The 24,718-nt window shown below is 63.2% G+C and carries 15 protein-coding genes; 10 read left to right on the plus strand and 5 right to left on the minus strand.

The window, feature by feature from the left end; genetic code table 11:
• Positions 1-18: 18 nt before the first annotated feature.
• The 3 genes from AC5E6W_RS14930 to AC5E6W_RS14940 all read right to left on the minus strand — a co-directional run bounded on the left by AC5E6W_RS14930 (position 19) and on the right by AC5E6W_RS14940 (position 4,518).
• Entirely contained in the window at positions 19-1,029 is a 1,011-nt protein-coding gene (locus tag AC5E6W_RS14930) for an alpha/beta fold hydrolase (RefSeq protein WP_491753110.1), read from the minus strand.
• A gap of 109 nt (positions 1,030-1,138) precedes the next feature.
• Positions 1,139-3,538, minus strand: coding sequence for a glycoside hydrolase family 2 protein (locus tag AC5E6W_RS14935; protein WP_491753111.1), 2,400 nt, complete (start codon positions 3,536-3,538; stop codon positions 1,139-1,141).
• Complete coding sequence (locus AC5E6W_RS14940; protein ID WP_491753112.1) at positions 3,517-4,518, minus strand: amidohydrolase family protein; 1,002 nt, start codon at positions 4,516-4,518, stop codon at positions 3,517-3,519. Before AC5E6W_RS14940 ends, AC5E6W_RS14935 begins: the two co-directional genes overlap by 22 nt.
• A 605-nt stretch (positions 4,519-5,123) precedes the next feature.
• On the opposite strand from AC5E6W_RS14940, the gene AC5E6W_RS14945 reads away from it, so the two are divergent.
• From AC5E6W_RS14945 to AC5E6W_RS14970, 6 genes are all read left to right on the plus strand, one after another.
• On the plus strand, positions 5,124-6,323 hold the full coding sequence (locus AC5E6W_RS14945) for a TIGR03435 family protein (RefSeq protein WP_491753113.1): 1,200 nt from the start codon (positions 5,124-5,126) through the stop codon (positions 6,321-6,323).
• Between the two features lie 23 nt (positions 6,324-6,346).
• Positions 6,347-7,159, plus strand: a complete 813-nt coding sequence (locus AC5E6W_RS14950) for a TIGR03435 family protein (protein WP_491753114.1) — start codon at positions 6,347-6,349, stop codon at positions 7,157-7,159.
• 66 nt (positions 7,160-7,225) lie between these two features.
• Positions 7,226-10,315 (plus strand): carboxypeptidase-like regulatory domain-containing protein, encoded by a 3,090-nt coding sequence (locus AC5E6W_RS14955; protein WP_491753115.1) that lies wholly within the window; start codon positions 7,226-7,228, stop codon positions 10,313-10,315.
• The gene (locus AC5E6W_RS14960) at positions 10,315-12,504 is read left to right on the plus strand and encodes a VWA domain-containing protein (RefSeq protein ID WP_491753116.1); all 2,190 of its coding nucleotides are present in this window, start codon (positions 10,315-10,317) and stop codon (positions 12,502-12,504) included. Before AC5E6W_RS14955 ends, AC5E6W_RS14960 begins: the two co-directional genes overlap by 1 nt.
• Before the next feature lie 322 nt (positions 12,505-12,826).
• A complete protein-coding gene (locus tag AC5E6W_RS14965) occupies positions 12,827-16,822 on the plus strand; it encodes a LamG domain-containing protein (protein ID WP_491753117.1) in 3,996 nt (1,331 codons plus the stop codon).
• A 127-nt stretch (positions 16,823-16,949) separates the two neighbouring features.
• Complete coding sequence (locus AC5E6W_RS14970) at positions 16,950-17,288, plus strand: cupin domain-containing protein (RefSeq protein WP_491753118.1); 339 nt, start codon at positions 16,950-16,952, stop codon at positions 17,286-17,288.
• A gap of 3 nt (positions 17,289-17,291) precedes the next feature.
• On the opposite strand, the gene AC5E6W_RS14975 is transcribed toward AC5E6W_RS14970, so the two are convergent.
• Positions 17,292-18,215 (minus strand): D-hexose-6-phosphate mutarotase, encoded by a 924-nt coding sequence (locus AC5E6W_RS14975; protein ID WP_491753119.1) that lies wholly within the window; start codon positions 18,213-18,215, stop codon positions 17,292-17,294.
• Positions 18,216-18,330: 115 nt separating this feature from the next.
• Here AC5E6W_RS14975 and AC5E6W_RS14980 point away from each other — a divergent pair, with 115 nt between their 5' ends.
• The 3 genes from AC5E6W_RS14980 to AC5E6W_RS14990 are packed head-to-tail and all read left to right on the plus strand — an operon-like array spanning position 18,331 to position 23,212.
• Positions 18,331-20,325 (plus strand): hydantoinase/oxoprolinase family protein, encoded by a 1,995-nt coding sequence (locus AC5E6W_RS14980; RefSeq protein WP_491753120.1) that lies wholly within the window; start codon positions 18,331-18,333, stop codon positions 20,323-20,325.
• Positions 20,322-21,959 (plus strand): hydantoinase B/oxoprolinase family protein, encoded by a 1,638-nt coding sequence (locus tag AC5E6W_RS14985; RefSeq protein WP_491753121.1) that lies wholly within the window; start codon positions 20,322-20,324, stop codon positions 21,957-21,959. Before AC5E6W_RS14980 ends, AC5E6W_RS14985 begins: the two co-directional genes overlap by 4 nt.
• Complete coding sequence (locus AC5E6W_RS14990) at positions 21,956-23,212, plus strand: MFS transporter (RefSeq protein WP_491753122.1); 1,257 nt, start codon at positions 21,956-21,958, stop codon at positions 23,210-23,212. The genes AC5E6W_RS14985 and AC5E6W_RS14990 overlap by 4 nt, the downstream gene beginning before the upstream one ends.
• A gap of 52 nt (positions 23,213-23,264) precedes the next feature.
• On the opposite strand, the gene AC5E6W_RS14995 is transcribed toward AC5E6W_RS14990, so the two are convergent.
• Complete coding sequence (locus AC5E6W_RS14995) at positions 23,265-23,705, minus strand: hypothetical protein (RefSeq protein WP_491753123.1); 441 nt, start codon at positions 23,703-23,705, stop codon at positions 23,265-23,267.
• Between the two features lie 230 nt (positions 23,706-23,935).
• Between AC5E6W_RS14995 and AC5E6W_RS15000 the strand changes: the two genes are divergently transcribed.
• Positions 23,936-24,706: an enoyl-CoA hydratase gene (locus tag AC5E6W_RS15000; protein WP_491753124.1), complete on the plus strand. Its 771-nt coding sequence runs from the start codon at positions 23,936-23,938 to the stop codon at positions 24,704-24,706.
• Positions 24,707-24,718 lie beyond the last annotated feature (12 nt).

Genomic DNA, 24,718 nt, shown 5'->3' on the forward strand with positions numbered 1-24,718 from the left:
CTGTGCGCTGGGCAGCCGCTATGGCAGCGGCTCACCCTTAAGGAAACGGTCCGTGCGCTGCGCCACTGCTGACGCGTCGCAGGTCATGATGAGGTGCGCACAGGATCCCTGCGAGATGTAAAGTGCAGCATTCGCAGCGTGAGCCCAGCGGATCGCCTCGCTCGGCGTGACCATGTGGTCCTGCGCGGCGACGACGATGAAGAACTTCGGACGCACAGAGTGCGCGACCTCTTCGATCGTGTGGCCGTGAAGAGCATCGTGGCGCACGATGGCCTCCAGTTGCGAGACGCGGTCATTGGCATCCATGGCGATGGGGCTCTCTGACTTCGCAACAAAGTCTTCAAAGCTCTCACGAGGCGTGGTGTCGTTGCGGAACTCCGGAGTCGTCACAGCCTGGACGTTGATGAGGTTCGCAAGCCGCAGTGCGGGCTGCAGCGTGTAGTGACCTCCGTGGAAGTCTGGGTCGCTGCGAATGGCCTCCAGCATGATGCGTTTGGACTGGAGGTCATAGACGGTGAGCCGCGGCGTGGAGACGATGGGTATGGCGAGATCGAAGAACTCCGGATGCAGTACTGCCCACTGGAAGGTCTGCTCGCCACCCATGGAGAGGCCGACGATTGCGTGCACGTGCTTCAGGTGCAGCACTTCGGTGGCGACGCGGTACTCCGCTTCGACCATGTCTGCCGTGGAGAAGATGGGAAAGGCCGGGCCATGCTGTGTGGCGCTGTTCGAGGGCGAGGACGAGACACTATCGCCAAAAGCATCGAGCGTGATGCCGAAGAAGCGTGAGGTGTCGACGAGGCGTGTGGGCGATGGCTTCGTACCGAAGAGATTCGCGAGCTCGCCTGAGTTGCCATAGAGCCAGGTGGGCATCAGCACGGCGTTGGAGCCTTCCGCGTTGAGCATGCCGAAGGTGCGATAGCCGATGCGGCAATCCTCGATGACCTTGCCGCTCTCGAGCTTGCATTGGCCGAGATGCGCGAACTGCTGTACACCGTCCTGCGCATGCAACGACGGGCACAATGCCATGACGAGGAGCCTCCCTACATAGAGAGCCTTGATCTTAAGCCAGTCGCCTCGCATCCGTTCCTCCATGCTTTCACCTTAGCGTAGGAGGCGCAGCGAGCCGCCGAGCGGGCTAGACGAGCTCTCTCGGCGCCGCTTCGATGTGGAGGCTGACAGTCTGCGTGCCGAGACGCGGGTGCTTTGCATGCACAGTGACGGTACCCGGTTGCTGTGTGGCGCGGATCCACACTGCGCCCTGGCCGCCGACGAGCGCGAAGGGTGTGTCCCCGATGAGGATCGCAGGGCCTTCGATGGTAATTGCGATGGGATCATTCGCGTAGCGGCGGACGGTTCCGAACTCGTCGGTCACACGCATCACCAGGCGCGTCGTGTCAGCGCCATCGGCGATGAGAGAGGCGCTGTCGGAGTCCAGGTGGAAGGCGCGATCCACGCCCGCACCAGACATCGTCTTCGTGATGGCCACCTTGCCGCCGAGGTAGCCCTCGATGCGGAGATCGCCCCAAGGAAAGCCATACTTCTCCAGTTTGATGCTGTGCATATTGAGCTGGAAGGGGGCGTACTTGAGATGCGGAAATGCGGAGTGGTCGGGATCGAGGGTTGCGATCTCGTGCCATGAACCATCGCCGAACATGGGGCGAATGGAGAAGGTGAGCTTCTCGCAGTTCGAACAGACCAGCGCGGTCGTGAAGCCTACGGATTCATCGCCCCTGGCCCACTGGAAGGCGGGCTCGAGGACTACTTCTTCACTGGGGTCGCACTGGCTGCGATAGAAGCCTGCAGCGGCCTTGGGCAGGCGGAAGATGTCGGTGACTCCGTGATAGCAGATGCGGTCGCCGGAGCCGAAGTTGGCGTGGGTGTTGTAGTCGAAGGCGCACCAACCGATGCCACCAGCGAACTGCGGATTCGAGGCCAGCTGATTGTGGATGCGCGCGTGGCGAAGCGTGTGCTCGCGCTGACGTTCGTCATCGTCGGTGGTCTTGGTCGGGAAGGTATGGCCGACGAACTCCGTGTTGAGGTAGAGCGGATGGTTGGGCTCGCGTAATGGGAAGCCGAAGTCATTGATGGTGAAGACATCCTCGATGAGGTGCGACGCGGCGAAGTTGCGGATGCCTCCGGTCTGGCGAGTGGTGTCGAGCGTGTGCGCCGCGGTGTTGGTGCGGGTATAGAACGCATCGTTATCGCGGGACTCGTTGATGCGCACGCCCCAGAGGATGACGCTGGGGTGATTCCAGTCGCGCGTGATCATGCGGTGCACGTTGTCGACCGCTACGTCCTGCCAGGCCTCGTCGCCAATGTGCTGCCAGCCGGGGATCTCCTCGAGCACGAGAAGTCCGATCTCGTCGCAACGATCGAGGAAGTGGCGCGACTGCGGGTAGTGCGAGGTGCGGACGATGTTGCAGTGGAGCTCGTGGCGAAGGATGTCGGCATCCTTGCGTTGCACGCGGGCCGGCATGGCCTGGCCCGCGAAGGGGAAGGTTTGGTGGCGGTCGAGGCCGCGCAGCTTGATGACCTTGCCATTGAGCGAGAAACCCTGCGGGGTAAAGACGGCTTCGCGGAAGCCGATGCGGCGTATCTGCTGGTCTACGGGAGCGCCCTCGCGATGGAGTGTGACGCGGACTTCATACAGCTTCGGGGATTGCAGAGCCCAGAGCGCAATGCCTTCTAGAGCGTCGAGGCGTACGGTGTGCTTCGCGGGGTCGCTGGTCGTCTGCGAACCTTGATCGACGTTGCCGGCCGCCGGGGTGAAGGTCTCGGGGGTGCGAGAGGCTTCGACCTCCTGCGTGCGCGAAGAGAGGACGCGGCCTTCGTCGAGCAGCTCCACCAGCAGGGAGTGTTTGCCATCTGCAGGCTGCACAGGAGCTGAGAGGAAGCAATCGACCTCAAGCGCGGGTGAGGTGAGGACGTTGAGGGTACGTGCGTGCACGTTGTCGAGGAAGAGCTGCGGAACGACGCGCAGCGAGACCTCGCGATAGATGCCGCCGAAGGTGAGGTAGTCGATCTCGTAGCCGAAGGGCGGAATGTCCTTGCGCTCGGTGCTGTCGAGCTTGACGGCGAGAACGTTGGAACGGTCGAAGCGGACGTGCTTTGTGAGCTCGAAGGAGAATGGCGTGAAGCCGCCGCGATACTCGCCGAGCCTTTCTCCATTCAGAAAGACCGTGGAGGCGGTCATCGCGCCTTCGAAGTCGACAAAGATGCGTTTGCCCCTGGCCCAGGCGGGAAGATGGATGGTGCGGCGGTAGGTGGAGACGATCTCGTAGCTCTTGTCGTCGAAGTTGTGCCAGGGGAGCGAGACGTTGGTGTGGGGGATGACGACTTCGGTGAAGGCGGCATCGTTGAAGGAGGGTGACTCCGCTCCCGCGACGTCTTCGGGCTTGAAGCGCCAGCCACGATTCATCGGCAGCGTGCGTGGATGCTCGGGCGCTACGCCCGGAGGAAGCGCAAAGCTGAGCCCTTCGGTCATGCTGGCGGCCGCGGCCGCGCCTGTCGCCTTCAAGAACTGCCTGCGTTCCATGCTGTCTCCCGCGTGGTTTCGTGTCCGCAGCGAGGATAGCGGAGCGAACCGGTGCGGTCTACCGTTGAGGTGTTGTTACGCGATGCCGAATGCCAGACACGTTGTACTGTCCGATAGAGCACGTCGGCGCGCTCCTCTGAATTGAGGAACGGAAGGTGGTCGCGATAGAGCGCGAGGCGCTTCTCATAGCTTGCGAGCTCCGGTTTGATGGGCCAGTCGGTGCCACCCATGATCCGCTGCGAGCCGAAGGCATCGCGCACGCGGGCGACCATGGCATCGGTGTCGCGGAAGGGATAGGGCTGCTTCGAGAGCGACCACATGGGCGTGATCTTGACGAAGACGCGAGGATAGCGCGCGAGGGCGAGCAGTTTGGCCAGCGCTTTGTCGTCCCCGACGGGGCAATCGGCCATGTGGTCGATGACGACGGTGAGCTCCGGGTGTCGCTCAATGAGTGGCACAACATCTGGCAGCCGCGAGGCGGGCAGCAGCAGCGTCATGGGAACGCGAAGCTGCTCGCAGCGCTGCCACAACGGAGGCATCAGCGGGCCGCGGATCCAGTCGCCGCTGGGATCTGCGGCCGGACTGAGACGGACGCCGTGGCAGCCCTGTGCCGTCCAGTCGCTGAGGGCATCGGGAGCGTTGGGATCCTCTGGATTCACACGGCAGACGCCAGCGAAGCGGCCGGGAAAGCGATGCAGGCAATCGACGAGATAGCGGTTGTCCCACTTGTAGTGGATGACCTGGATGAGCACGGTGCGGGCGACGTCGTTCGCCTGCATGCGGCGCAACAATGTTTCCGCCGAGGCATCGATCTCTGGTGGGACCTTCGCTCCATCGGCAAAGGGGAAGCGAGGATTTGCGGCCCAGACGTGGACGTGGGAGTCGATGCAGGGATTGCGTCGTCGCGGGGCGGCATGGCAGACACGGGCGGCGGCGATTCCTGCGAAGCCAGCGAGAAGGGAGCGGCGGCTCGAATCCATGGTTTCCTCGGAGCGACTCGAACTTCGGCAATGCGGACGATAGCGGCAGGGCAGCTGGACAGGGTACCCCCCCCCGATTTTTGCTAAGTGTTCAATCGGAATACTTTAGGACCGGACCTCGGGTTTTAGCACCGGGGCTGACCACCTGCCCTAAGGGCAGGATGGAGTTCCCTCTCATTCAATGATAGCGAGCCGGGCGGGTAACTCTGCCAGGTTGGCACCGGATATCTTGGAGGCCGGATCCATGGGCGAGATCGAGAACCCACGTCTCAAAAGCGAGACGTGGGGCACCCGGTTCCTGCAGGGTTCGGCGATCGGTGCTCGTGCATGCAACGCGCGAAGGGCCATGGAGAAACTGGCTAGGGATGTCGGCGGATGGCTTGCAGGCGGCCTCGGATATCAAGCAGGACCAGATACCAAGAAGCATCGGCGATCAAGAATCACCGACGCACTCCGGCTACACTGCTTGCCTGCACCCTTCTCGGCGGACGCTGCTACGAGGCGAGTCCCTGGACGAATTTTCGTTTGGGGAACCGCTTCCTTTCCGTGTGCGTATCGTCTAAACGGCAACCAAGGTCCCCCACGTCGCAAGAATAGGAAACGCCATGATCGCGCGCTCCGCCGCAGTTCCGTCTGTTCGCCGGTTCACGTCCGTCTTCGGCCGGATGTCCGGCCTTTTTCTGCTCGCCATAGCTACTGTCTTCGGCTCCGTCGCCGCAGCGCAGGCTCCCGATGCGAAGGGCGTCGTCGACACGTGGCAGGGGACGCTGCATGCGCCCCAGCGCGATCTGAGGATCGTGCTGAAGGTCGCTGACGCAAATGGAGCGCTGAAGGGGACGTTCTACTCCATCGACCAGGGAGCTTCGATCGCCGGGTCCTCTACGACCTTCCAGGACGGTACGCTGACGTTTGCCGTCGCGATGGCGGAGCTGAAGTATGAGGGCAAGATGGCGGCCGATGGGAAGTCGATCAGCGGGACCTACAAGCAGGGCGATGGTCCCGGAATACCGATGGTGCTGGTGCGCGCGACGCCGGAGACGGCGTGGGTGATCCCTGAGGCTCCAAAGCCTATTCCTGCGATGGCTCCGGATGCGAAGCCGGTCTTTGACGTGGCAACCATCAAGCCCAGCAACCCCGACCAACAGGGCAAGGGCTTCACCTTCCGCAACGGCAACTTCGTGACCATCAACACGACGCTGCTGGATATCATCAAGTTTTCCTACAATCTTCAGGAGAAACAGGTCGTCGGCCTGCCCGAGTGGGCTACGACCGAGAAGTGGGACTTCAACGGCAAGGCCGACATCCCGGGAATGCCCACCGCGGACCAGACCCGCCACATGATGCAGCTGGTGCTGGCCGAGCGCTTCGGGCTGAAGTTTCATGAGGACAAGAGAGAGATGTCCGCCTACGTGCTGAGCGTGGCGAAGGGCGGTCCGAAGATGGAGCTGGCGCCTAAGGACGCAGGCCCACTGCCGGGGCTGGGCTTCAGCAAGCTGGGCACGCTGCATGTGACCAATGCCACGATGGATGACTTCTCTCAGCTGATGCAGTCGGCGGTGCTGGACCGGCCGGTGGTGAACCAGACCGGCCTCACGGCGAAGTACAACTTCCTGCTGAAGTGGACGCCGGACGATTCGCAGTTCGCCGGGATGGGAATGAAGGTTCCGCCACCTTCCGATGCGGCTGATGCTCCGCCTCCGCTGTACACCGCCATCAGCGAGCAGATTGGCCTGAAGCTGGAGGCCGGCAAGGCCCAGGTAAAGGTGTTCGTCGTCGACCATGCCGAGAAGCCTTCCGCCAACTGACGCACCCCCACCGGAGTGATGCCATGAATCGTACCTCTTTGTTTGCCGCGGGATGTCTCGGCGCGGCGCTGCTGGCGGGAGTCCCTGCGATGGGACAGGCCGCCGGCGCGCCAGCCGCGGTGGTCGCGGCGCCGGACTTCGATGTGTCCACGGTGAAGACCAACAACACGGGACTCAACTCGATCCACGTCAGCATCGATGACGATGTGTTGCGCGCGACCAACGTGATGATCGACATGCTGATGGAGCAGGCTTATGACATTCGCCGCGACCAGATCGTCGGGCTGCCGCACTGGGCCACGGTGAATCACTATGACATCACCGCGAAGGTGGTGGACATGTCTGCGGAGCAACGCAAGGGCCTCACTCGCGAGCAGCGGCAGGCGATGATGCAGAAGCTGCTCGTCGAACGCTTTGGCGTGAAGACACATGTGGAGACGCGCACGCTGCCGTTGATGGAGCTCGTGGTGGCGAAGGACGGCATCAAATTCAGCGAGTTCAAGAAGCCTGCCGAAGGAGAGAAGGATACCGGCGGCAGCATGAACACGCACAATGGCGACATGACAGCCACCGGCGTCGAGATCCAGGCGCTGGCGAACTTCCTGGCAGGACAGACGCATATGCCGGTGTTGGACAAGACTGGCCTGAAGGGGCTGTACAACTTTCACCTGAAGTGGCAGCGCGAGGAAGAGGGCGCGCAGAGCGGCCTGCACGATGAGACGCTGCCTACGATCTACTCCGCGCTGACGGAGCAGCTTGGACTCAAGCTCGCGTCCGCAAAGGGCCCTGTCGATGTGCTTGTGGTGGACCACATCGACGTGCCGGAGGAGAACTAAACAGATGGTGGTGACGCGATGAGACATCACCTCGGGCTTCGTGGGTCCCGGTGGCTTGCATGCACGATGGCTGTTGTCCTGCCTATGGCGGCGTTTGCCTCTGAGTATCACGGCCGCGTGCATTATGGTGCCGTGCCGGTTCCGGGTGCGACCGTGACATTGACGCAGGGCGACAAGCAGCTCTCCACCATCACCGATTCGCTGGGCATCTACGAGTTTGCAGACGTGCCGGACGGTACGTGGAAGATCTCCATCTCGCTGCAGGGATTCGGGCCAGTGGACAATACGGTGACGGTGGCGGCGAATGCTCCGCAGGGCGACTTCACGCTGGAGATGCTGGCGCTTCCGCAGCTGATGGCCATGGCGCAGCCCGTAGCAGCGCCCGCTCCGAAGCCACTGCAGCCGCGCGTCGCAGAGAAGAAGGAAGAAATCGCGAAAGACGCGACCAAGAAGGCCGCAACACCAAAGGGCGCGACGCCGAACGAACCACAGGCTCCACAGCCTCCTGCGCCGAGCGAAGATGCGGACCGCGCGGCTGATGGACTGCTGATCAATGGCAGTGAGAGCAATGCCGCGACCTCGCAATACTCCATGTCGCCGGCGATTGGCAACCGCAGGCCCGGGACGAAGGCGCTATACAACGGCAGCGTCGGGGCGTTCGCGCAGAACTCGATCTTCAACGCGAAGCCCTATTCGCTGGGAGGGCTGGAGCTTCCCAAGGACAGCTATAACCGCATCACGATCGTGGCGACTTTCGGTGGGCCGATTCGCATTCCCCCGATCTTCTATCACGGGCCTAACTTCTTCGTGGCTTACCAGTGGACGCGCAATGGCGATGCGAGCACAGGCACAGGTCTGGTGCCTACCCAGGCGGAGCGCAACGGCGACCTGAGCGGTGTGACGGATGCGCAAGGCCGGCCAGTGCCGATCTACAATCCCGCGACCGGCATCCAGTACACCGGCGCGTTGCCAGTGAGCCCACAGGCCGCGGCGTTGCTCGCGCTGTATCCGCTGCCGAACATCTCCGGCGACACGAGCTACAACTACGAGAGGGCGTTGCTCAGCGAGACGCACCAGGATTCGCTGCAATCGCGGCTGGACAAGAGCATCGGTCATCGCGACTCGGTGTATGGCGGGTTTGCGTTCCAGAGCTCGCGCGCGAACACGCAGAACCTGTTTGGCTTTGTGGACTCGACGAAGTCGCTGGGCATCGATGCCAACGTGAACTGGCAGCACCGGTTTGCGCGCCAGCTTTTTGTGACGACGACATACCACCTGACGCGACAGCGCACGCTGGTGACGCCGGAGTTTGCGAACCGCACGAATGTCTCCGGCAACGCAGGCATCGCCGGCAACGATCAGGATCCGCGGGAGTGGGGACCACCGTCGTTGAGCTTCTCCGGCGGCATCTCGAGCCTGAGTGATGCGAACAGCGAGTTCAATCGCAATCGCACCGACCAGGGGTCGGTGAAGGCGACGACGACACGCGGGCGGCATACATTGCAGGCGGGTGGGGACTTCCGGCGGCAGGAGTACAACCAGCTGCAGCAGTCGAACCCTCGCGGGAGCTTTGCCTTCACTGGCGCGGCGACCTCTGTGGACGGGACGGTCTCGGCCACCAGCGGATCGGGGCTGGCGGACTTCCTGCTTAGCGCGCCGGATACGAGCCAGCTGGCCTATGGCAACGCGGACAAGTACCTTCGCCAATCGGTGTATGACCTCTACGTGAACGATGACTGGCGCGTGCGGCCGGAGCTCACACTCAACGTGGGGTTGCGGTGGGAGTATGGCGCGCCCATCACGGAGCTAAAGAGCCGGCTGGTAAACCTGGATCTTGCACCCGATTTCTCGGCGGCGACTCCGGTGCTGGCGAGTGCGCCCAAGGGTGCGATCACGGGTAACAGTTATCCCACGTCGCTGGTGCAGCCGGACAAGCATGGCTTCGAGCCGCGCGTCGCGCTGGCGTGGAGGCCGATTCCAGCGTCGACGCTGGTGGTGCGCGCGGGCTACGGCATCTCTGACGACACGTCGGTGTACCTCGGCGCAGCGCAGAGTATGTCGCAGCAGGCTCCGCTCTCGACGAGCCTGAGTGTGCAGCGCAGTGCGACCTGCCCGCTGACGCTGGCCGATGGCTTCCTGAACTGCGCCGGAACGACCCCCGATACCTATGCCGTCGATCCCAACCTGCGCGTGGGGTACGTGCAGACCTGGCAGGTCTCCGCGCAGCGCGATCTGCCCTTCGCGTTGGTGATGACAGCGACCTACCTCGGTACGAAGGGAACGCACGGCACGCAGGAGTTTTTGCCGAATACGTATCCCATCGGCGCGACGAATCCATGCCCGTTGTGCCCCGTCGGCTTCGTGTACCGGACTTCGGGAGGCAACCTCGAGCGCAATGCGGGACAACTGCAGTTGCGGCGCAGATTGCGAGCGGGCCTCACAGCGACGCTGCAATATACCTACGCCAAGTCGGTGGATGACGATGCGCAGGTGGGTGGGCAGGGACATACGGTGGCGGCATCCGCGACGGCATCGACGGTGAGCTCGGCTTCCTCCGCATCCTCCTCGGCGATCCTCGCGCAGAACTGGCTGAACCTTCGTGCGGAACGTAGCCTCTCCAGCTTCGATCAGCGGCATTTGTTGACCACGACGCTGCAGTACACCACTGGCATGGGCAAGGGTGGCGGCTCGCTGCTGAGCGGCTGGCGTGGACGGTTCTTCAAGGAGTGGACGGTGCTCGACCAGATCGTGGCGGGGTCGGGACTGCCGGAGACTCCGGTGTACCTTGCGGCGGTGCCTGGCACGGGCGTGACGGGAAGCATTCGCCCCAACCGCACGAGCGCTCCGCTCTACGTGGCCGCGAATGGTGCGTTCCTGAACAGCGCGGCGTACACGATGCCCACGAACGGACAGTGGGGCACAGCGGGACGCAACTCGATCAAGGGGCCGGGAACATTCACCATGAATGCGGCACTGCAGCGCACAATACGCATGCCAAGCAACACGAGTATGGACATTCGGTTCGAGGCGGACAATGTGCTGAACCATGCGACCTTCACGTCGTGGAACAACATCACGAACAGCTCGACCTTCGGGCTGCCGGCCTCGGTGAATTCGATGCGTGTACTGCTGGCCAGCGCGAGGTGGAGGTTCTGATGACTCGTCCCTTCAAACTCCCGATGCTCGCTTCTCTTGCGCTGATGGGAATTGCTGCGCACGCGCAGCAGATTGGCAGCAACGTGCAACAGGGCGACAAAGGCTACACGATCAGCGTCAGTTCGCAGCTTGTGGTGGAGACCGTGGTCGCGAAGGACAAGCAGGGCAAGTTCATCCCCAACCTCGGCGTGAAGGACTTCACGCTAACCGAGGATGGGGTGGCGCAGAAGATCCGCTTCGTGGAGCATGAGACGCTGCCCACGGACACGGATGCTCTGCCACCGCTGCAGGATGAGGATGAGCACATCACGCTGTACAAGCGGCTGACGCGCACCTCGATCGCGACCGAGAGCGACCGCGAGTCGGGCAAGAGCAAGTACCAAGGGCGGCGGCTGATCGTCCTGTACTTCGATATGACGACCATGCGGCCTGAGGATCAGCAGCGTGCGATCACCTCGGCTGAGACCTTCATCCGCAAGCAGATGACTGCGGTGGACCTGATTTCGGTGATGCGCTACCAAGGCGGCAGCGTGGACGTGCTGCAGGACTTCTCAGCCGACAGGACGCGGCTCCTGAGCATCCTGCAGACGATGCTGGTGGGTGAGGGCCAAGGATCGCAGGAGTCGCTGGATGACTCGAGCAGTGCCGACACGGGCGCTGCCTTCGGGCAGGACGACAGCGAGTTCAATGTCTTCAACAACGATCGCCAGCTTTCCGCGCTGCAGACCGCGGCGCAGATGCTTGCGGGCATGAACGAGAAGAAGTCGCTGATCTACTTCGCGAGCGGGCTGCGGCTGCATGGCATCGACAACCAGGCGCAGCTGCATGCGACAGTGGATGCAGCGATTCGCGCGGGTGTGACGTTCTGGGCGGTCGATGCTCGCGGCCTTGTCGCGACCGCACCGTTGGGCGATGCGACGCAGGGCTCGCAGGGCGGATCGACGATGTATACGGGCGGCGCTGCGCAGGCGGTGACGGACAACTTCCAGCAGTCGCAGGACACGCTGTACTCGCTGTCAGCCGATACGGGCGGCAAGGCGCTGCTGGATAACAACGACCTCACGCGCGGCATTACGCAAGTACAGAACGCCGTGACGGACTACTACATCATCGGCTACTACACGACGAACAACGCGCAGAATGGGCACTTCCGGAAGATCAAGCTGGCACTGAACGGCGACGCCGACGCCAAGCTGGATTATCGGCAGGGATACTACGCGAAGCGCGACTTTACCCACTTCAACGAGGCGGACAAGGAGCGACAGCTGGAAGATGCGCTGATGGCCGGCGATCCGGTGACGGAGCTGACGGTGTCGATGGAGGTGAACTACTTCCAGCTGAACCGTGCGGAATACTACGTGCCACTGGTAGTGAAGATCCCAGGACGCGAGTTGTCACTGGCGAAGAAGATGGGTGCGGAACATACGTTGATCGACTTCGTCTGCGAGATCAAGGACGACATTGGCGGGTCAACGGTGAGCAACATCCGTGACAGCGTGAACATCAAGCTGAGCGATGCTACGGCGGCGCAGCTGGCGCACCAGCCCATCGAGTACGACGCGGGCGTGACGCTGTTGCCGGGCCACTACACGCTCAAGTTCCTGGCTCGCGATAACGAGACGGGTCGCATTGGAACCTTCCAAACGTCGTTCTTCATTCCGAATCTGAACAAGGAGACGACGAAGGTCCCGATCAGCAGCGTGGTGCTGGCGAGCCAGCGCATCGATGCCCGCGACGCGCTGTATAACGCAGCGCGCGGTAAGCAGGCTGCCAAGGACGATAGCGCGAACCCGCTGGTGCAGGATGGCCACAAGCTGATCCCCAGCGTCACGCGCGTCTTCCATGCGGACCGCGAGTTGTATGTCTTCCTGCAGGCGTATGCGGGCTCGACGATGCCTGCGACGGCAACGGCTCCGAACGGCGGTACTGCAGCCGCCGCAGGACCATCATCCGCAGCCTCGCCGCTCGTGGCCTATGTGAGCTTCTATCGCGAGGGCAAGCTGGCTTATAGCGCGGCGCCCATCTCGGTGACGCCGCTGCCCAACAACCGGCTTGGGGTGACGCCGATCAGCTTCCAGGTGGGCCTGGGTGCGCTCGCCCAGGGTAACTATGAGGCGCAGGTGACGGTACTCGATGGCACGCAGCATCGCGTGGCATTCTGGCGCGGGCCGCTGGAGATCATCCCGTAGATCTGCGGCAGAGTGCAAGCCTAGCGGCGTGTCTGCAGAACCCTTCTTCTGTAGAGGCGCCAGGTTTTCTGCTGTAGAGGTGCGAGGTTCCCAGGTTCTGAGGCCCGAGGGCGTTGGAGTTCTTCCAGCCGCATCCTCGGGCGTTTTCTGCAGCCCGCCTCTGGCCCATAGCTCGTTTCGCGTGCCAATCCTCGGACTCCTCGGAACGCAGTTTGCCAACCGTTCCACGACGCATAGATAATGCGCGGGCCTCCGGGATAGATGCGTCTGCCGCTGTCAAACAGAAGACTTGCCCGGTCGTACAGCCCTGAGAAGGATTTCTATGACTGGGTCACTTCGCTTCGCCGCTGCCACGATGGCTGCGGCCGCTGCCTTCGTCTCGCTTGCGTTGCCTTTGAACGCGCAGCAATCCCGGCCCGCCAAACAGGACCCTTCCTCGCGTGATGCGAGCCAGCCGGGGCTGCTGTTCTATCTCTCCGGAGAGCATGGCTTTCGCGCGGATGTCGCGGCCGGCGGCAAGCCCGATCCGAACTTCATGAAAGATGTGAAGGTGCTGCCGGGCGGAGCGGCTGGCAACTACCTGCAATGCGGCAACGATCAGCTGCTGAGCTACTGGGCGCCGGGGAACATCTACGCACAGCGAGGCACGCTGAGCTTCTACTGGCGGTCGCGCATGCCGGTGGATGAGACGGAGTTTCCGGTCTTCCGCGTGGGTTATGGCGACCACTCCAGCTGGGATATGGTGTGGCTGCGCATCGACTACAACGGGCATGGCTTCGATGCGTTTGTGACGGATGTGAATCTCGGCCGCACGCGCGTGAGCGTGCCGCTGAAGCCGTTCCCGGGGCCGAACGAGTGGATTCACCTGGCGCTGGCCTGGGATGAGACGACGGGCATCCGGTTCTACGTCAACGGCAAGCTGGCTGGGACCGCGAAGCCGACTGGGTTGTTCGACACGGCGCTGGATCAGTTCGGGCCACACTCGCGGATCATCTCGCCGCAGGGTGTGGAATCCAGCTACAACTACGATCGCGGCGGCGACCTGGACGAGCTGCGGATTTATGACCGGGCGCTTTCGGACGAGAACATTGCGGAGCTGGCGAAGAACGAGACGCCGAAGGATATTCCGGCCCTCCCGGTGACTGGCGAAGCGCCGGAGCGCGCGAAGCTGGATCAAGTCTGGCTGCATCGCTATGGCTGGGACCGTGAGCACGCCGAGCCGAAGGAGCTTCCGGCAACGGAAACTACCGTGCGCAAGGTGCAGATCAACGATGTCTACGACCTGAAGCGTTGGTGGTGGAAGGGCGCGGATGGCATCCGCGAGACGACCTGGCCGGGGGTGTACAACCGGTCGACGCTTCCGAACCGCTATGACTACTTCCAGCTGCCGGACTGGGACACGTATGCGATGAGCGGCAAGAGCGTGCAGTTTTATATGCCGAACGAGCCTTGGAATCACCTGGAGATTGAGGGTGGAGCGTGGGGCAAGCTGGACCTGCTAACACCGGGCAATGGCGATCCGAAGGCCATTGCCGATCCTGACCAGCATGACCCGACGCCACAGCTGGCGAAGCACCTCTTCGACCGGCCCGAAGGCACGGAGCACACTACGAACGACCTTGCGGAGCCGGTCACGGGCGAACGCGTGCGCTTTACGAACGCGAAGCAGGAGTGGCCCATCGGCGAGTTTGCGGCGTATTACGTGCATCCGGGGAAGGAGCCTGCGGATGCGGTGCTGACTCTGCGCTACAACATCACCACGCATGGCGACCTAACCAATCCGGCATTGAGCGAGCTGGAGACGTACATCAACGGTCGCTATCCGGCTGAAGAGCGCAACTATGCGCAGGCGTTGCCGGCGGCTCTGGCGGGCGATGCACGCAGCAGCATGAGACGTGGGGCTTCTGCGAAGCCTGGCGGCGCGGCAGCCGCAGAGGCAAAGACAACACTGCCTGTGGTGCAGATTCTTGTTCCGGCCGATCTGCGCGCGCTGCAGTTCGACGAGGGGCATGGAGCGACGTTCAGCTGGGAGAACGTTCATGCCGGGCTTGATGGCATCGCTCTGGATCTGCCGCCCATGCATTTGAAGGCGACGCATGGCGGTTTGATTCCGATGAATGTGCAGATCAAGGATCCGGTGTGGCCGATGCGCGACATGCTGAACTTCAGCTTCAGCGTGAAGCCGGACACGGCCTACACGCTATGGCTGGATACACGCGATCGCATTCTGCCGAGCGGGAAGAGCCTGTGGGTGTCGATTGCGTCAGCGAGCCCGGAGTTCAGCGCTGCGTCACTGGAGGGCGCGCACCTGCGGCTGGTCTTCAAGAAGTATGAGGATGCGCTGCCGGAGCACATTGCCGACCGGCTGACGATGGTGCGCGACAACTACGCGAACATGACGGAAGAGAGCGTGAACTCGCGCAAGCTGAACCTCTTCAACCGCTACGATGCGGACATCAGCGACCTGCTGCGCGTGGACCCGACCAACGACCTCGCGCGGAAGTACTGGAACGAGAACAACCATGAGCAGATCCGGCCGGCGTATACGCCGCCTGCGGCGCCTGCCGGCGTGCCCACGTGGGCGTGGCTGCAGGTGCAGGACCTGCATGAGCTGAAGTCGCTGATTGAGTGGTACATCGACAACCGGCAGATCAGCGATGGTGAGTTTGGCGGTGGCCTGAGCGACGACACGGACTTTCTGAACTGGTGGCCGGGGCTCGCAGCGATGGGCGTGGACCATGAGAAGCTGCGCGTGTCGCTGGAGCGGGCGCTGAACTCGACCTTCGCGAATGGCATGTGGGAGAACGGACTGGCACGAGCGCAGTATGACGAACTGCACAGCTACGAGGACGGCATCAACACGCTGGGGCAGGCGATGCAGATCGACTATGGCAGCCCGAAGCAGCTGGAACGAGCGATGGCCACGGCGAAGCGGCTGGAGTGGCTGACGGGCTACAACAGCGCGGGACAGCGGCAGATCCAGTCCAGCTACTACAGCGGAACGAAGATGGCCACGGGCGGCGTGTGGGGATGGGGCAAGGATCGGAGCTACATGGTGCTGCATCCCGCGCTGCTGCTGGCGAATTACAACGGCACGCCGGAGACGAAGAAGATGATCGCCGAGGTGGCCAATGGGTTCCTGGCACATCGGCATGCGGACGCCGATGGCAGAGTGCGCATGCACTTCACGGTGAACTTCCATACCAACGAGGATCTTCCCTCGGCTGGCATGACGCCGTGGTTCGTGCTGTGGGGGGCGTACAAGCTTACGGGCGATGAGAAGTACCTCGTGCCATTCAAGGATGATCCTGCGGCAACGCTGCGGACCGTGAACGCGGATGTGCTCGATGAGCTCAACGTGCGGGACACGTGGGGCAAGGCGCTGATGGGCAGCACGCCTTCCGACCGACGGAGCGATTCGGTGAATCTGAGCGAGACCAGCAACCAGCTCGCGTGGCAGATCACCGGAGACACGAAGTACCTGGAGCGTGTGTATACCGCGCAGCTGGAGACCGCGTGGGATCGGCAGTTCATCAACCGCGAGGGTAGCCTGTGGATCGACCGCATTTACTTCAACAATGGCGAGCTGCAGCGCGGACGGCTGGGCGGCGTGGAGCTGATGCGCAACTATGACTTCCCGGGCAATGCGGTGAGCTGGAGCTTCGCACATCCGGGGGATGAAGAGAAGCTCGCCGTGCTCGTCCCCGTTGGCGCTCCGGATCACATCAAGGTGATCGCGTATAACCTGAGCGATGCTCCGCTGACGACGAAGATGATCGGCGGCGAGATTGAGCCAGGCGAGTGGGAGATGACTACCGGTACGCAGGCAAGTGAAGGATCTCCGGTTGCGGGTGGCGACAGTAAGACGGTCAGTTTCGAGCGCAGCCGTGATGTCGAGTTGACGTTTGCGCCGCACACGACGACGGTGATCGAGATGAAGCTGAAGACGCCGGGTGTGCCCTACTGGTCGCGCTTCGATCTCGGCCTGGATCGCGAGGATGTTGTCGTATCGGGCAGCACGATGCGCGTGACGGTGCATAGCCTGGGCGGAGTGGATGCTCCAGCGGGCGAGGTGGTGGTGCGTGACGCGGGCGACAAGGTGCTGACGCGTGGGGTGACTCCTGCGCTAAAGGCGCCGACGGATCTTGTCCCCAAAACTGCGACCGTGGTGCTGAAGCTTCCGCCTCATGTGGATGTGATTGGAGCGACGGTGAGTATCGAGACGAAGGCCAAGACGCCGGAGACGACGATGCGCAATAACAGCGTGGTGTATACGGCTACCGATCCGACGCAGTTGAGCGTAACGCATATTCCGTAGAGGCAGTGAATAGTGAGTAGTGAATAGTGAAGGAAGTGCAAGGTGGTGGTTGTCCTGAGAGGCTCGCTGCTACAAGAGTGCGCTTTGGGGCGCGGTACCCTGATACCTGAGAACGAGGAGAATCGCTGTGTCCATTGATGTAATCGCTTCCGACGATCCGAACATGACACACCCTGAACCTGGCTTGCGCCGCCAGGTGATGAGCTTCAGCAAGGACATGATGCTGGTGCGGCATCGCATGGAGAAGGGCTGGGTGGGAACGAAACACAGCCATCCGCATGAACAGATGGTGTACATCGTCAGCGGGCACATCGTCTTCGAGTCGCCGGACGGCAAGTTCGATGCGAAGGCTGGTGACTGCTTCCTGGTGCCCGGCGGGGTGGAGCACCAGGCATCTGCGCCCGAGGACTCCGAGGTGCTGGACATCTTCACGCCGTATCGCGAGGACTACGCTCCGAAGGCGTAGGGGCTATCCCATTCGCTTGACCTCGGCGGTGAAGGACATCGCGTGCTTCTCGCCGGGGGCGAGTGTGATGCGATTGACGTCCACGTTGCCGGTTTCGAGCGCGACGTAGTCGTGCCAGTCCCACTCGCCGAGGTCGGGGAGCGGGCCGCCGTTGTTCCAGGTGATGGTGGAGCGCGAGCCTTGCTTGCTCATGTGAATCTCTCGCTTGCCCGCGCCATCGCGGATGACGTAGGGGCCGACGGTATCGAGATACACGCGATCCACCTTCGAGGAGTACGTGACCGGGGCATGCGCGGCAGGCTTGTGCGCGAAGTTATCCACCTTGTCGATGTAGCCGGTGTCCTCGAGACCCGTGATGGTGGTCTCGTGGACGTCGGAGACATGGAAGTAGGTGTGCATCGCCTCTTCGAACTCGAGCGGCGCGACGCCGGGGTTCTCGACGGTAAGTTCGCAGGTGAGCGTGCGCGCGAAGCGAAAGCGCATGGTGAGCTCAAAGCTGTCGAAGCCCATGTGGCGGCTCATGTCTGTGGGGCCGAGGGTGAGGACGAGCTCTGCCACGTCTCCATGCATGGTGGCTGAATCGAGGCTCCACTCCTGCACGCGCGCGAAGCCGTGCGAAGGGCCGGGATGCCCATCGACGCGGTCCTTCTTGCTGTCGGTGGCAAACCATGGAAAAACGACGGGGACGCCGCCGCGGAAGGCCTTGCCGGGCTCGTACTCGGACTTGCGGCTCATGAAGAGGACGGCCTGCTCGCCGGTGGGCTGGAACGCGGCGAGATGTGCGCCCTGCAGGAAGACAAGCGCGGTACAGGCGGGCGTAGTCACATGGATGCGGGTGAGGCCGTTGAGGCTGTCGAAGGTGAGGAATCGCTCGGAGGCGAAGCGCTGTTGGAGGGCTTCCGGCGTGGCGTTGGCAGCGGCCTGCATGTTGGGCTCCCGATGCGCGCTCGAGGCGCGACGAGATCAATGTAGCAATCGAGATGGGCGTTCGTCGCGGGGAGTTGTTTGCGCGGATTGCGGACTTGCTGTGGAATGAGGAGAAATGATCCGCATCGGCGTTGATACAGGCGGCACCTTCACGGACCTTGTGCTGCTGGGGGAGCACGGTCTTCGTGTGCACAAGGTGCGCTCGACGCCCGACGACCCGGCGCGCGCGATCCTGCAGGGCATTCGCGAGCTTGTGGGTGTGGGTGATGTGGATGAGGTCATTCATGGGTCTACCGTTGCGACCAACGCGGTGCTGGAGCGTAAAGGCGCGCGGGTGGCGATGATCACCACGCGGGGCTTCGAGGATGTGCTGCGCATCGGAAGGCAGACGAGGCCGAAGCTGTACGACTTCCAGGTGGAAGCGCCGCGCGCGATCGTGGATCCGGAGTTGATCTTCGGTGTGACCGAGCGGATGGACCACACGGGCCGGGTGCTGACGCCGCTCGATGAGCCTGAGGTCGAAGGGATTGCGCTGAAGTTGAAAGAGGCCGCGGTCGAGAGCGTAGCGGTTTGCCTGCTGCACTGCTATGCGAACGGCGCGCACGAGGATGCGATTGTCCGTGTGCTGGAGCGGCACGGTATGCGCGTGTGCGCGTCACACCGTGTGCTGCCGGAGTATCGCGAGTTTGAGCGCTGGAGCACGACCGCGCTGAATGCGTATGTTACACCGATCATGGCGCGCTACCTCACCGCGCTGGAGGAGGGGCTTGGGCAGACGCGGCTGCACGTGATGCAGTCAAACGGCGGCATCCTGAGTGCGCAACATGCGCGGACGCTTCCCGTGCGCACCGTGCTGAGCGGGCCTGCGGGCGGTGCGGTGGGAGCGCAGGCGGTGGCGCGCCTCTCTGGTTTCGAGCGCGTGATTCTCTTCGACATGGGCGGGACATCGACGGATGTGAGCCTCGTTGACGGGCGGTTGGGAATGACGAGCGAGAGTGTCGTGGGCGACTTCCCGGTGCGGCTGCCGATGATCGACATTCACACCGTCGGCGCGGGCGGAGGTTCGATTGCGTATGTCGATCGCGGAGGCTCGCTGCGCGTGGGGCCGCGCAGTGCTGGCGCGGATCCGGGGCCGGTGTGTTACGGCAAGGGTGAGGAGTTAACTGTAAGCGACGCGAACCTGTTGCTGGGGCGGCTTCCGGCGGAGCACTTTCTTGGCGGCCGCATGCAGCTTGATGTCGAACGCACGCAGCAGCGCGCGGAGGCTTTCGCTGCCCAACTCGGGCTAACGGTCGAGAGGCTTGCGGAGGGCATTCTTGCGATCGCCAACGCGAATATGGAGCGGGCGATTCGCGAGGTCAGCGTGGAGCGTGGGCGCGACCCGCGCGGCTTTGCGCTGGTGGCCTTCGGTGGGGCGGGCGGCATGCATGCGTGCGAGATTGCGGCATCGCTGGAGATGGAGACGGTGATCGTTCCGCGCTATGCGGGTGTGCTCTCCGCGATGGGCATGATGCTTGCGGATGTGCGCAAGGATTACTCGCGTACACTGCTGCGGCTGGCAGAAGAGTGCGAAGCAGACGTACTGGAGCAACACTTCGCTCCGATGGTGGAGCAGGCGATTGCGGACCTTGAGCAGGAGGGCTTTGCCGCGCACGAGGTGGAGATCGAGCGGGTGCTCGATGTGCGCTATCGCGGGCAGGCGTATGAGATCAGCGTGCCTCTGACGACAAACTTTATCAGCGCTTTCCATGAGCAACACCACACTCTCTACGGCTATGCGGATCGCACGCGGCCGACGGAGGTGGTGAACCTTCGTGTGCATGCTGCGGGCATTACGCGGAAGCATTCGCTGGCGGGCGGCGATGCCGACGCGCGCCAGCTTCCCGTTGCGCTGAGCACAGCGCAGACGCGATTCGCGGGCGAATGGCTGCCGACGCCGATCTATGCGCAGGAGGCGCTGCTGCCGGGATGCGCAGGGCAAGGACCCGCGATTGTCGCGGGTGGTGAAGCGACGATCGTGATTCCTCCGGGCTTCGCGTTTCGTATCGATGGCGCGGAGAACCTGATTGCGACGTCCTCCGCGACGAAGACGAAGGGAGGTGCGCGATGAACGCAAGTTCCGATCCTCTCCCGTTTCGCATGGAAGACCCCATCGAGTTCGAGATCTTCAAGAACATCTTCCAGTCGATTGCCGAGGAGATGGGGATTACGCTGTGCCGTACGGGCTTCTCGCCGAACATCAAGGAGCGGCTGGACTACTCGTGCGCGATCTATGACGCGCAGGGCCAGGCGATCGCGCAGGGCGATCATATGCCGGTGCACCTGGGTGCGATGCCGCTCTCGGTCGCCGCGGCTATCGAGCACACACGGTTGGAGCGCGGCGATATCGTTATGCTCAACGATCCGTTTCGCGGTGGGACGCATCTGCCGGACATCACGCTGGTATCGGGCATCTTTGTTGGCGACGACGAGCGGCCGGCGTTCTATGCGGCCAATCGTGCGCACCACTCGGATGTGGGGGGCATGAGCTCGGGATCGATGCCGCTGGCGCAGGAGATCTTTCAGGAGGGGTTGATCCTGCCGCCGGTGAAGATCGTGCGCGGCGGTGCGATGAACGAAGATGTGCTGGCGATTCTGCTTGCGAATGTCCGCACGCCGCAGGAGCGGCAGGGTGATTTGAGCGCGCAGATCGCGGCGAATCGCGTGGCGGAGCAGCGCTTGCTTGCGATGTGTGCGACGTATGGGCGCGAGCGCGTCGAGCGCTATGCGCGTGAGGTGCAGGACTATTCGGAGCGCATCCTGCGACGGACCATTGAGGAGATTCCCGACGGCGAGTACAGCTTTGAGGATGCGCTGGAGGATGATGGCTTTGGCCGCGAGCACATTGTGATTCGCGCGACGGTGCGGATCCAGGGTGACCAGGCTGAGGTGGACTTCTCAGGGACGGACTCGCAGACTCGTGGCGGGGTGAATGCGAACTTTGCGATGACGCTTTCGGCGAGTGTGTATTGCTTCCGCTGCCTGATTGCGGATGATGTGCTCTACAACGCAGGAATCTCGCGGTCGATCCGGGTCGTCGCTCCTGAGGGCAGCGTGGTGAATGCGCTGCATCCGGCGGCGGTGGCTGCGGGCAATGTGGAGACCTCGCAGCGCATCACGGACGTGGTGCTGGGGGCGTTGGCGAAGGCGCTGCCGCAAGTCATCCCTGCAGCGAGCCAGGGCACGATGAACAACGTGACGCTGGGTGGAAAGCGTCCGCAGGACGGATCGCCGTTTGCGTACTACGAGACGCTGGGTGGCGGTATGGGTGGACGCTATGGCAAGCGTGGGTTGAGCGGCGTGCATACGCACATGAGCAACACGCGCAATACGCCGATCGAGGCGCTGGAGCATTACATGCCGGTGCGCATCACCGAGTATGCACTGCGGAAAGACTCCAGCGGAGCGGGCGAGTTTGCGGGCGGCGAGGGCTTGGTCCGCGAGTACGAGATGCTGACGGATACGGAAGCGACCCTGCTGACCGAGAGGCGTGCGACGCAGCCCTACGGCGCGCAGGGTGGTGAGCCCGGCGGCAGTGGTCGCAACACGCTGATGCACGCGGACGGCTCGCGCGAGACGCTTCCGGCGAAGGTGCGCGTTGCACTGAAGGCCGGCGAGCGGCTGCGCATCGAGACGCCGGGCGGTGGTGGGTTTGGAGCATCAGGACGAGGCGCTGAAGAACGAAGTGATAGGGAGAAAGCGTGAGCGCTGCGGTACAGGCAGGACCGTTTGACTGGCTACTGACTGCTCCGCGTGCTTCCAAGCGTGCGTTGCTGGCGGCATCGCTGGGGTGGATGCTCGATTCGTTCGACGTGATGCTGTATTCGCTGGTGCTGACGCAGCTAATCCACGACTTTGGGCTGACAAAGCACCAGGCTGGGTGGTTGGGCTCGATGACCCTGCTGGCGGCGGCGGTAGGCGGGGTGATCTTCGGGTACATTGCAGACCGCTTCGGGCGCACGCGTGCGTTGATGGGAAGCATCCTGGTGTACGCGATCTTCACCGCGGCTTGCGGACTGACGCACTCGCTGCTGGAGCTCGCGATCTGTCGCGTGCTGCTGGGCTTCGGCATGGGAGGGGAGTGGGCCTCGGGTGCTTCGCTGGTTGCAGAGACATGGCCGGCGGAGCATCGCGGCAAGGCGCTGGGACTGGTGCAGAGCTCCTGGGCCATTGGTTATGCGCTGGCTGCCGCGGTGGTTGCGGTTGTGCTGCCGCGATTTGGATGGCGGGCGGTGTTCTTCGTCGGCGTGCTTCCTGCGCTACTTACGGTGTGGCTCCGCTATGGCGTCGAGGAACCCCAGGTGTGGCGCGACTCGCGGGAAGAGGTTGTGCCAGCCCAGAGCCGCGGGTTGAGCGCGGTGTTTGCTCCAGGACGGCGCGTGGTGACGGTGATGCTCGCCTTGATGAACGCCTGCACGCTCTTTGCATGGTGGGGCTACAACCTGTGGGTGCCAGGATATCTCTCGCTGCCGCGCGGTGCGGGCGGTATGGGGCTTTCCACGCACTCGATGGCGATGGTGGTGCTGACGGCGCAGGTGGGCATGTGGCTGGGGTACGTGAGCTTCGGCTATCTATGCGACCGCTTCGGGCGCAAGGGCTGCTACGTGGTGTACCTGGTGATGGCGTGCGCGTCACTGCTGGTGTACAGCCGCGTGCATAGCGTGGCGTTGCTGCTGGCCATCGGGCCGGTGCTGGCGTTCTTCGGCACGGGGTACTTTTCGGGCTTTGCCGCGGTGACGGCCGAGCTCTACGAGACGCGGATCCGCGCGACCGCGCAGGGATTCCTCTACAACAGCGGGCGCGTGGCCAGTGCGCTGGCTCCGCTGACGGTGAGCGACCTCGCACAGCGCCATGGGTTCGGGCTGGCGTTTACCGTGGTGGCGTCGGTGTTCGCACTCGCGGCGTTGTTGTGGGTGTGGATCCCGGAGACGCGCGGGCTTTCGCGCGTTGCGGCGTAGAGACAACGACAGGGCCCGAGGGGGCCTGTTGCATCGCCAAATCTTCGGCTGGCTAGCGGGTGGGCGGAGGTGTTGTGGGCGGTGCCGGCGCTGGCGTTGTGCCTGCCGGAAGCGGAACATCCGGACCGAAGTTGGTGGTGAGGTAGGTGAGGATCTTGGCGAAGTCGTCGTCACTGCCATCAGCGCCCTTGGCGATCATCTGGTTGATGACCGTGGTCCAGCCGGCCTGGTCGTGGCGCAGCTTGGTGAAGACGCTGGGTGAGTGGCAGGCGCTGCAGACGCGCTCAGCGGGTTCCTTGCCGGGGCCATCGGGAAGGACAAATTTCGCCTTCGGGGCGGGCGCCTGCGCTGCCTGACCGCCTGATTTGAGCATCGCGACAAGGTGTGCGGTTGCCGCAGAGGGCGCAGCCAGAGGGGCAGCCGTAGCTGGCAGAGACGAGACCGCTGCAATCAGCGCGGTGAGCGCTGCAAAGGAACCGAGAACTGGCTTCATGATGCATCCATCTTAGCGAATTTGGGTGAACGTGTTCGCGTCGCGCTCAGTGATTGGACGTGGTTGGGATGGCGGCGGGACTCATCGATCCTGGCTTCTGGCGCATCCTGCAGGTCTAGCGGGCTCGGGACCAGGCGAAACGGGATGCTGACCTCTCTGGACCGCACCGCCTGGGTGGCGTCGGGGTTGCTACCATCGTGCGTGCGAGCGTGCAGCTCGCGGAGGGACCGATGGCGGAGACGATTCTGCTGGAGAGACGCGGACGCGTGGCGTGGATCACGCTAAATCGCCCGCAGGCGCTGAATGCGCTGAACGAGCAGGTGATGCGCGAGGTGACGGCGACGCTGCTGGAGCTGGACCACGACGCGACGATCGGCTGTAGCGTGCTGACGGGCTCGACGAAGGCCTTTGCCGCAGGGGCGGATATCCGCGAGATGCAGGGACAAGGCTTCGCGGAGATGTTCGGGACCGACTGGATTGGCGGCTGGGAGGCGATGACGCGGGTGCGCAAGCCGGTGATCGCCGCGGTGGCGGGCTATGCGCTGGGCGGCGGCTGCGAGGTCGCGATGATGTGCGACATCCTCCTGGCGGCGGATACCGCGAAGTTCGGGCAGCCGGAGATCAAGCTCGGACTGATCCCCGGCATGGGAGCGACGCAGCGGCTGACGCGGATCGTGGGCAAGTCTCGCGCGATGGAGTTGTTCCTGACCGGGCGCATGATGGATGCGGTTGAGGCCGAGCGGGTGGGACTCGCCGCACGCGTTGTGCCTGCGGCTGAGCTCGAGGCAGAGGCATTGAAGATGGCTGAAGCGATTGCTGCGATGCCGCTGCAGGCCGTGCTGATGATGAAGGAAGCCGTGAACCGTAGCTTCGAGCTTCCGCTGCACGAGGGGCTGCTGTTCGAGCGCAGGCTCTTCCAGGCAACGTTCGCGACCGAGGATCGGAGCGAGGGAATGACGGCGTTCGTGGAAAAGCGAGCACCTGTATGGAAGCACCGGTAGTCTCCTGTTCGC

It is taken from the genome of Bryocella sp., from assembly GCF_058498515.1.

What these genes read in the sequence shown, in the direction of transcription:
- AC5E6W_RS14930 (WP_491753110.1), bottom strand. Translation starts at nt 1,029, where the DNA reads ATGGCATTGTGCCCGTCGTTGCATGCGCAGGACGGTGTACAGCAGTTC.
- AC5E6W_RS14935 (WP_491753111.1), bottom strand. Translation starts at nt 3,538, where the DNA reads ATGGAACGCAGGCAGTTCTTGAAGGCGACAGGCGCGGCCGCGGCCGCC.
- AC5E6W_RS14940 (WP_491753112.1), bottom strand. Translation starts at nt 4,518, where the DNA reads ATGGATTCGAGCCGCCGCTCCCTTCTCGCTGGCTTCGCAGGAATCGCC.
- AC5E6W_RS14945 (WP_491753113.1), top strand. Translation starts at nt 5,124, where the DNA reads ATGATCGCGCGCTCCGCCGCAGTTCCGTCTGTTCGCCGGTTCACGTCC.
- AC5E6W_RS14950 (WP_491753114.1), top strand. Translation starts at nt 6,347, where the DNA reads ATGAATCGTACCTCTTTGTTTGCCGCGGGATGTCTCGGCGCGGCGCTG.
- AC5E6W_RS14955 (WP_491753115.1), top strand. Translation starts at nt 7,226, where the DNA reads ATGGCTGTTGTCCTGCCTATGGCGGCGTTTGCCTCTGAGTATCACGGC.
- AC5E6W_RS14960 (WP_491753116.1), top strand. Translation starts at nt 10,315, where the DNA reads ATGACTCGTCCCTTCAAACTCCCGATGCTCGCTTCTCTTGCGCTGATG.
- AC5E6W_RS14965 (WP_491753117.1), top strand. Translation starts at nt 12,827, where the DNA reads ATGACTGGGTCACTTCGCTTCGCCGCTGCCACGATGGCTGCGGCCGCT.
- AC5E6W_RS14975 (WP_491753119.1), bottom strand. Translation starts at nt 18,215, where the DNA reads ATGCAGGCCGCTGCCAACGCCACGCCGGAAGCCCTCCAACAGCGCTTC.
- AC5E6W_RS14980 (WP_491753120.1), top strand. Translation starts at nt 18,331, where the DNA reads ATGATCCGCATCGGCGTTGATACAGGCGGCACCTTCACGGACCTTGTG.
- AC5E6W_RS14985 (WP_491753121.1), top strand. Translation starts at nt 20,322, where the DNA reads ATGAACGCAAGTTCCGATCCTCTCCCGTTTCGCATGGAAGACCCCATC.
- AC5E6W_RS14995 (WP_491753123.1), bottom strand. Translation starts at nt 23,705, where the DNA reads ATGAAGCCAGTTCTCGGTTCCTTTGCAGCGCTCACCGCGCTGATTGCA.
- AC5E6W_RS15000 (WP_491753124.1), top strand. Translation starts at nt 23,936, where the DNA reads ATGGCGGAGACGATTCTGCTGGAGAGACGCGGACGCGTGGCGTGGATC.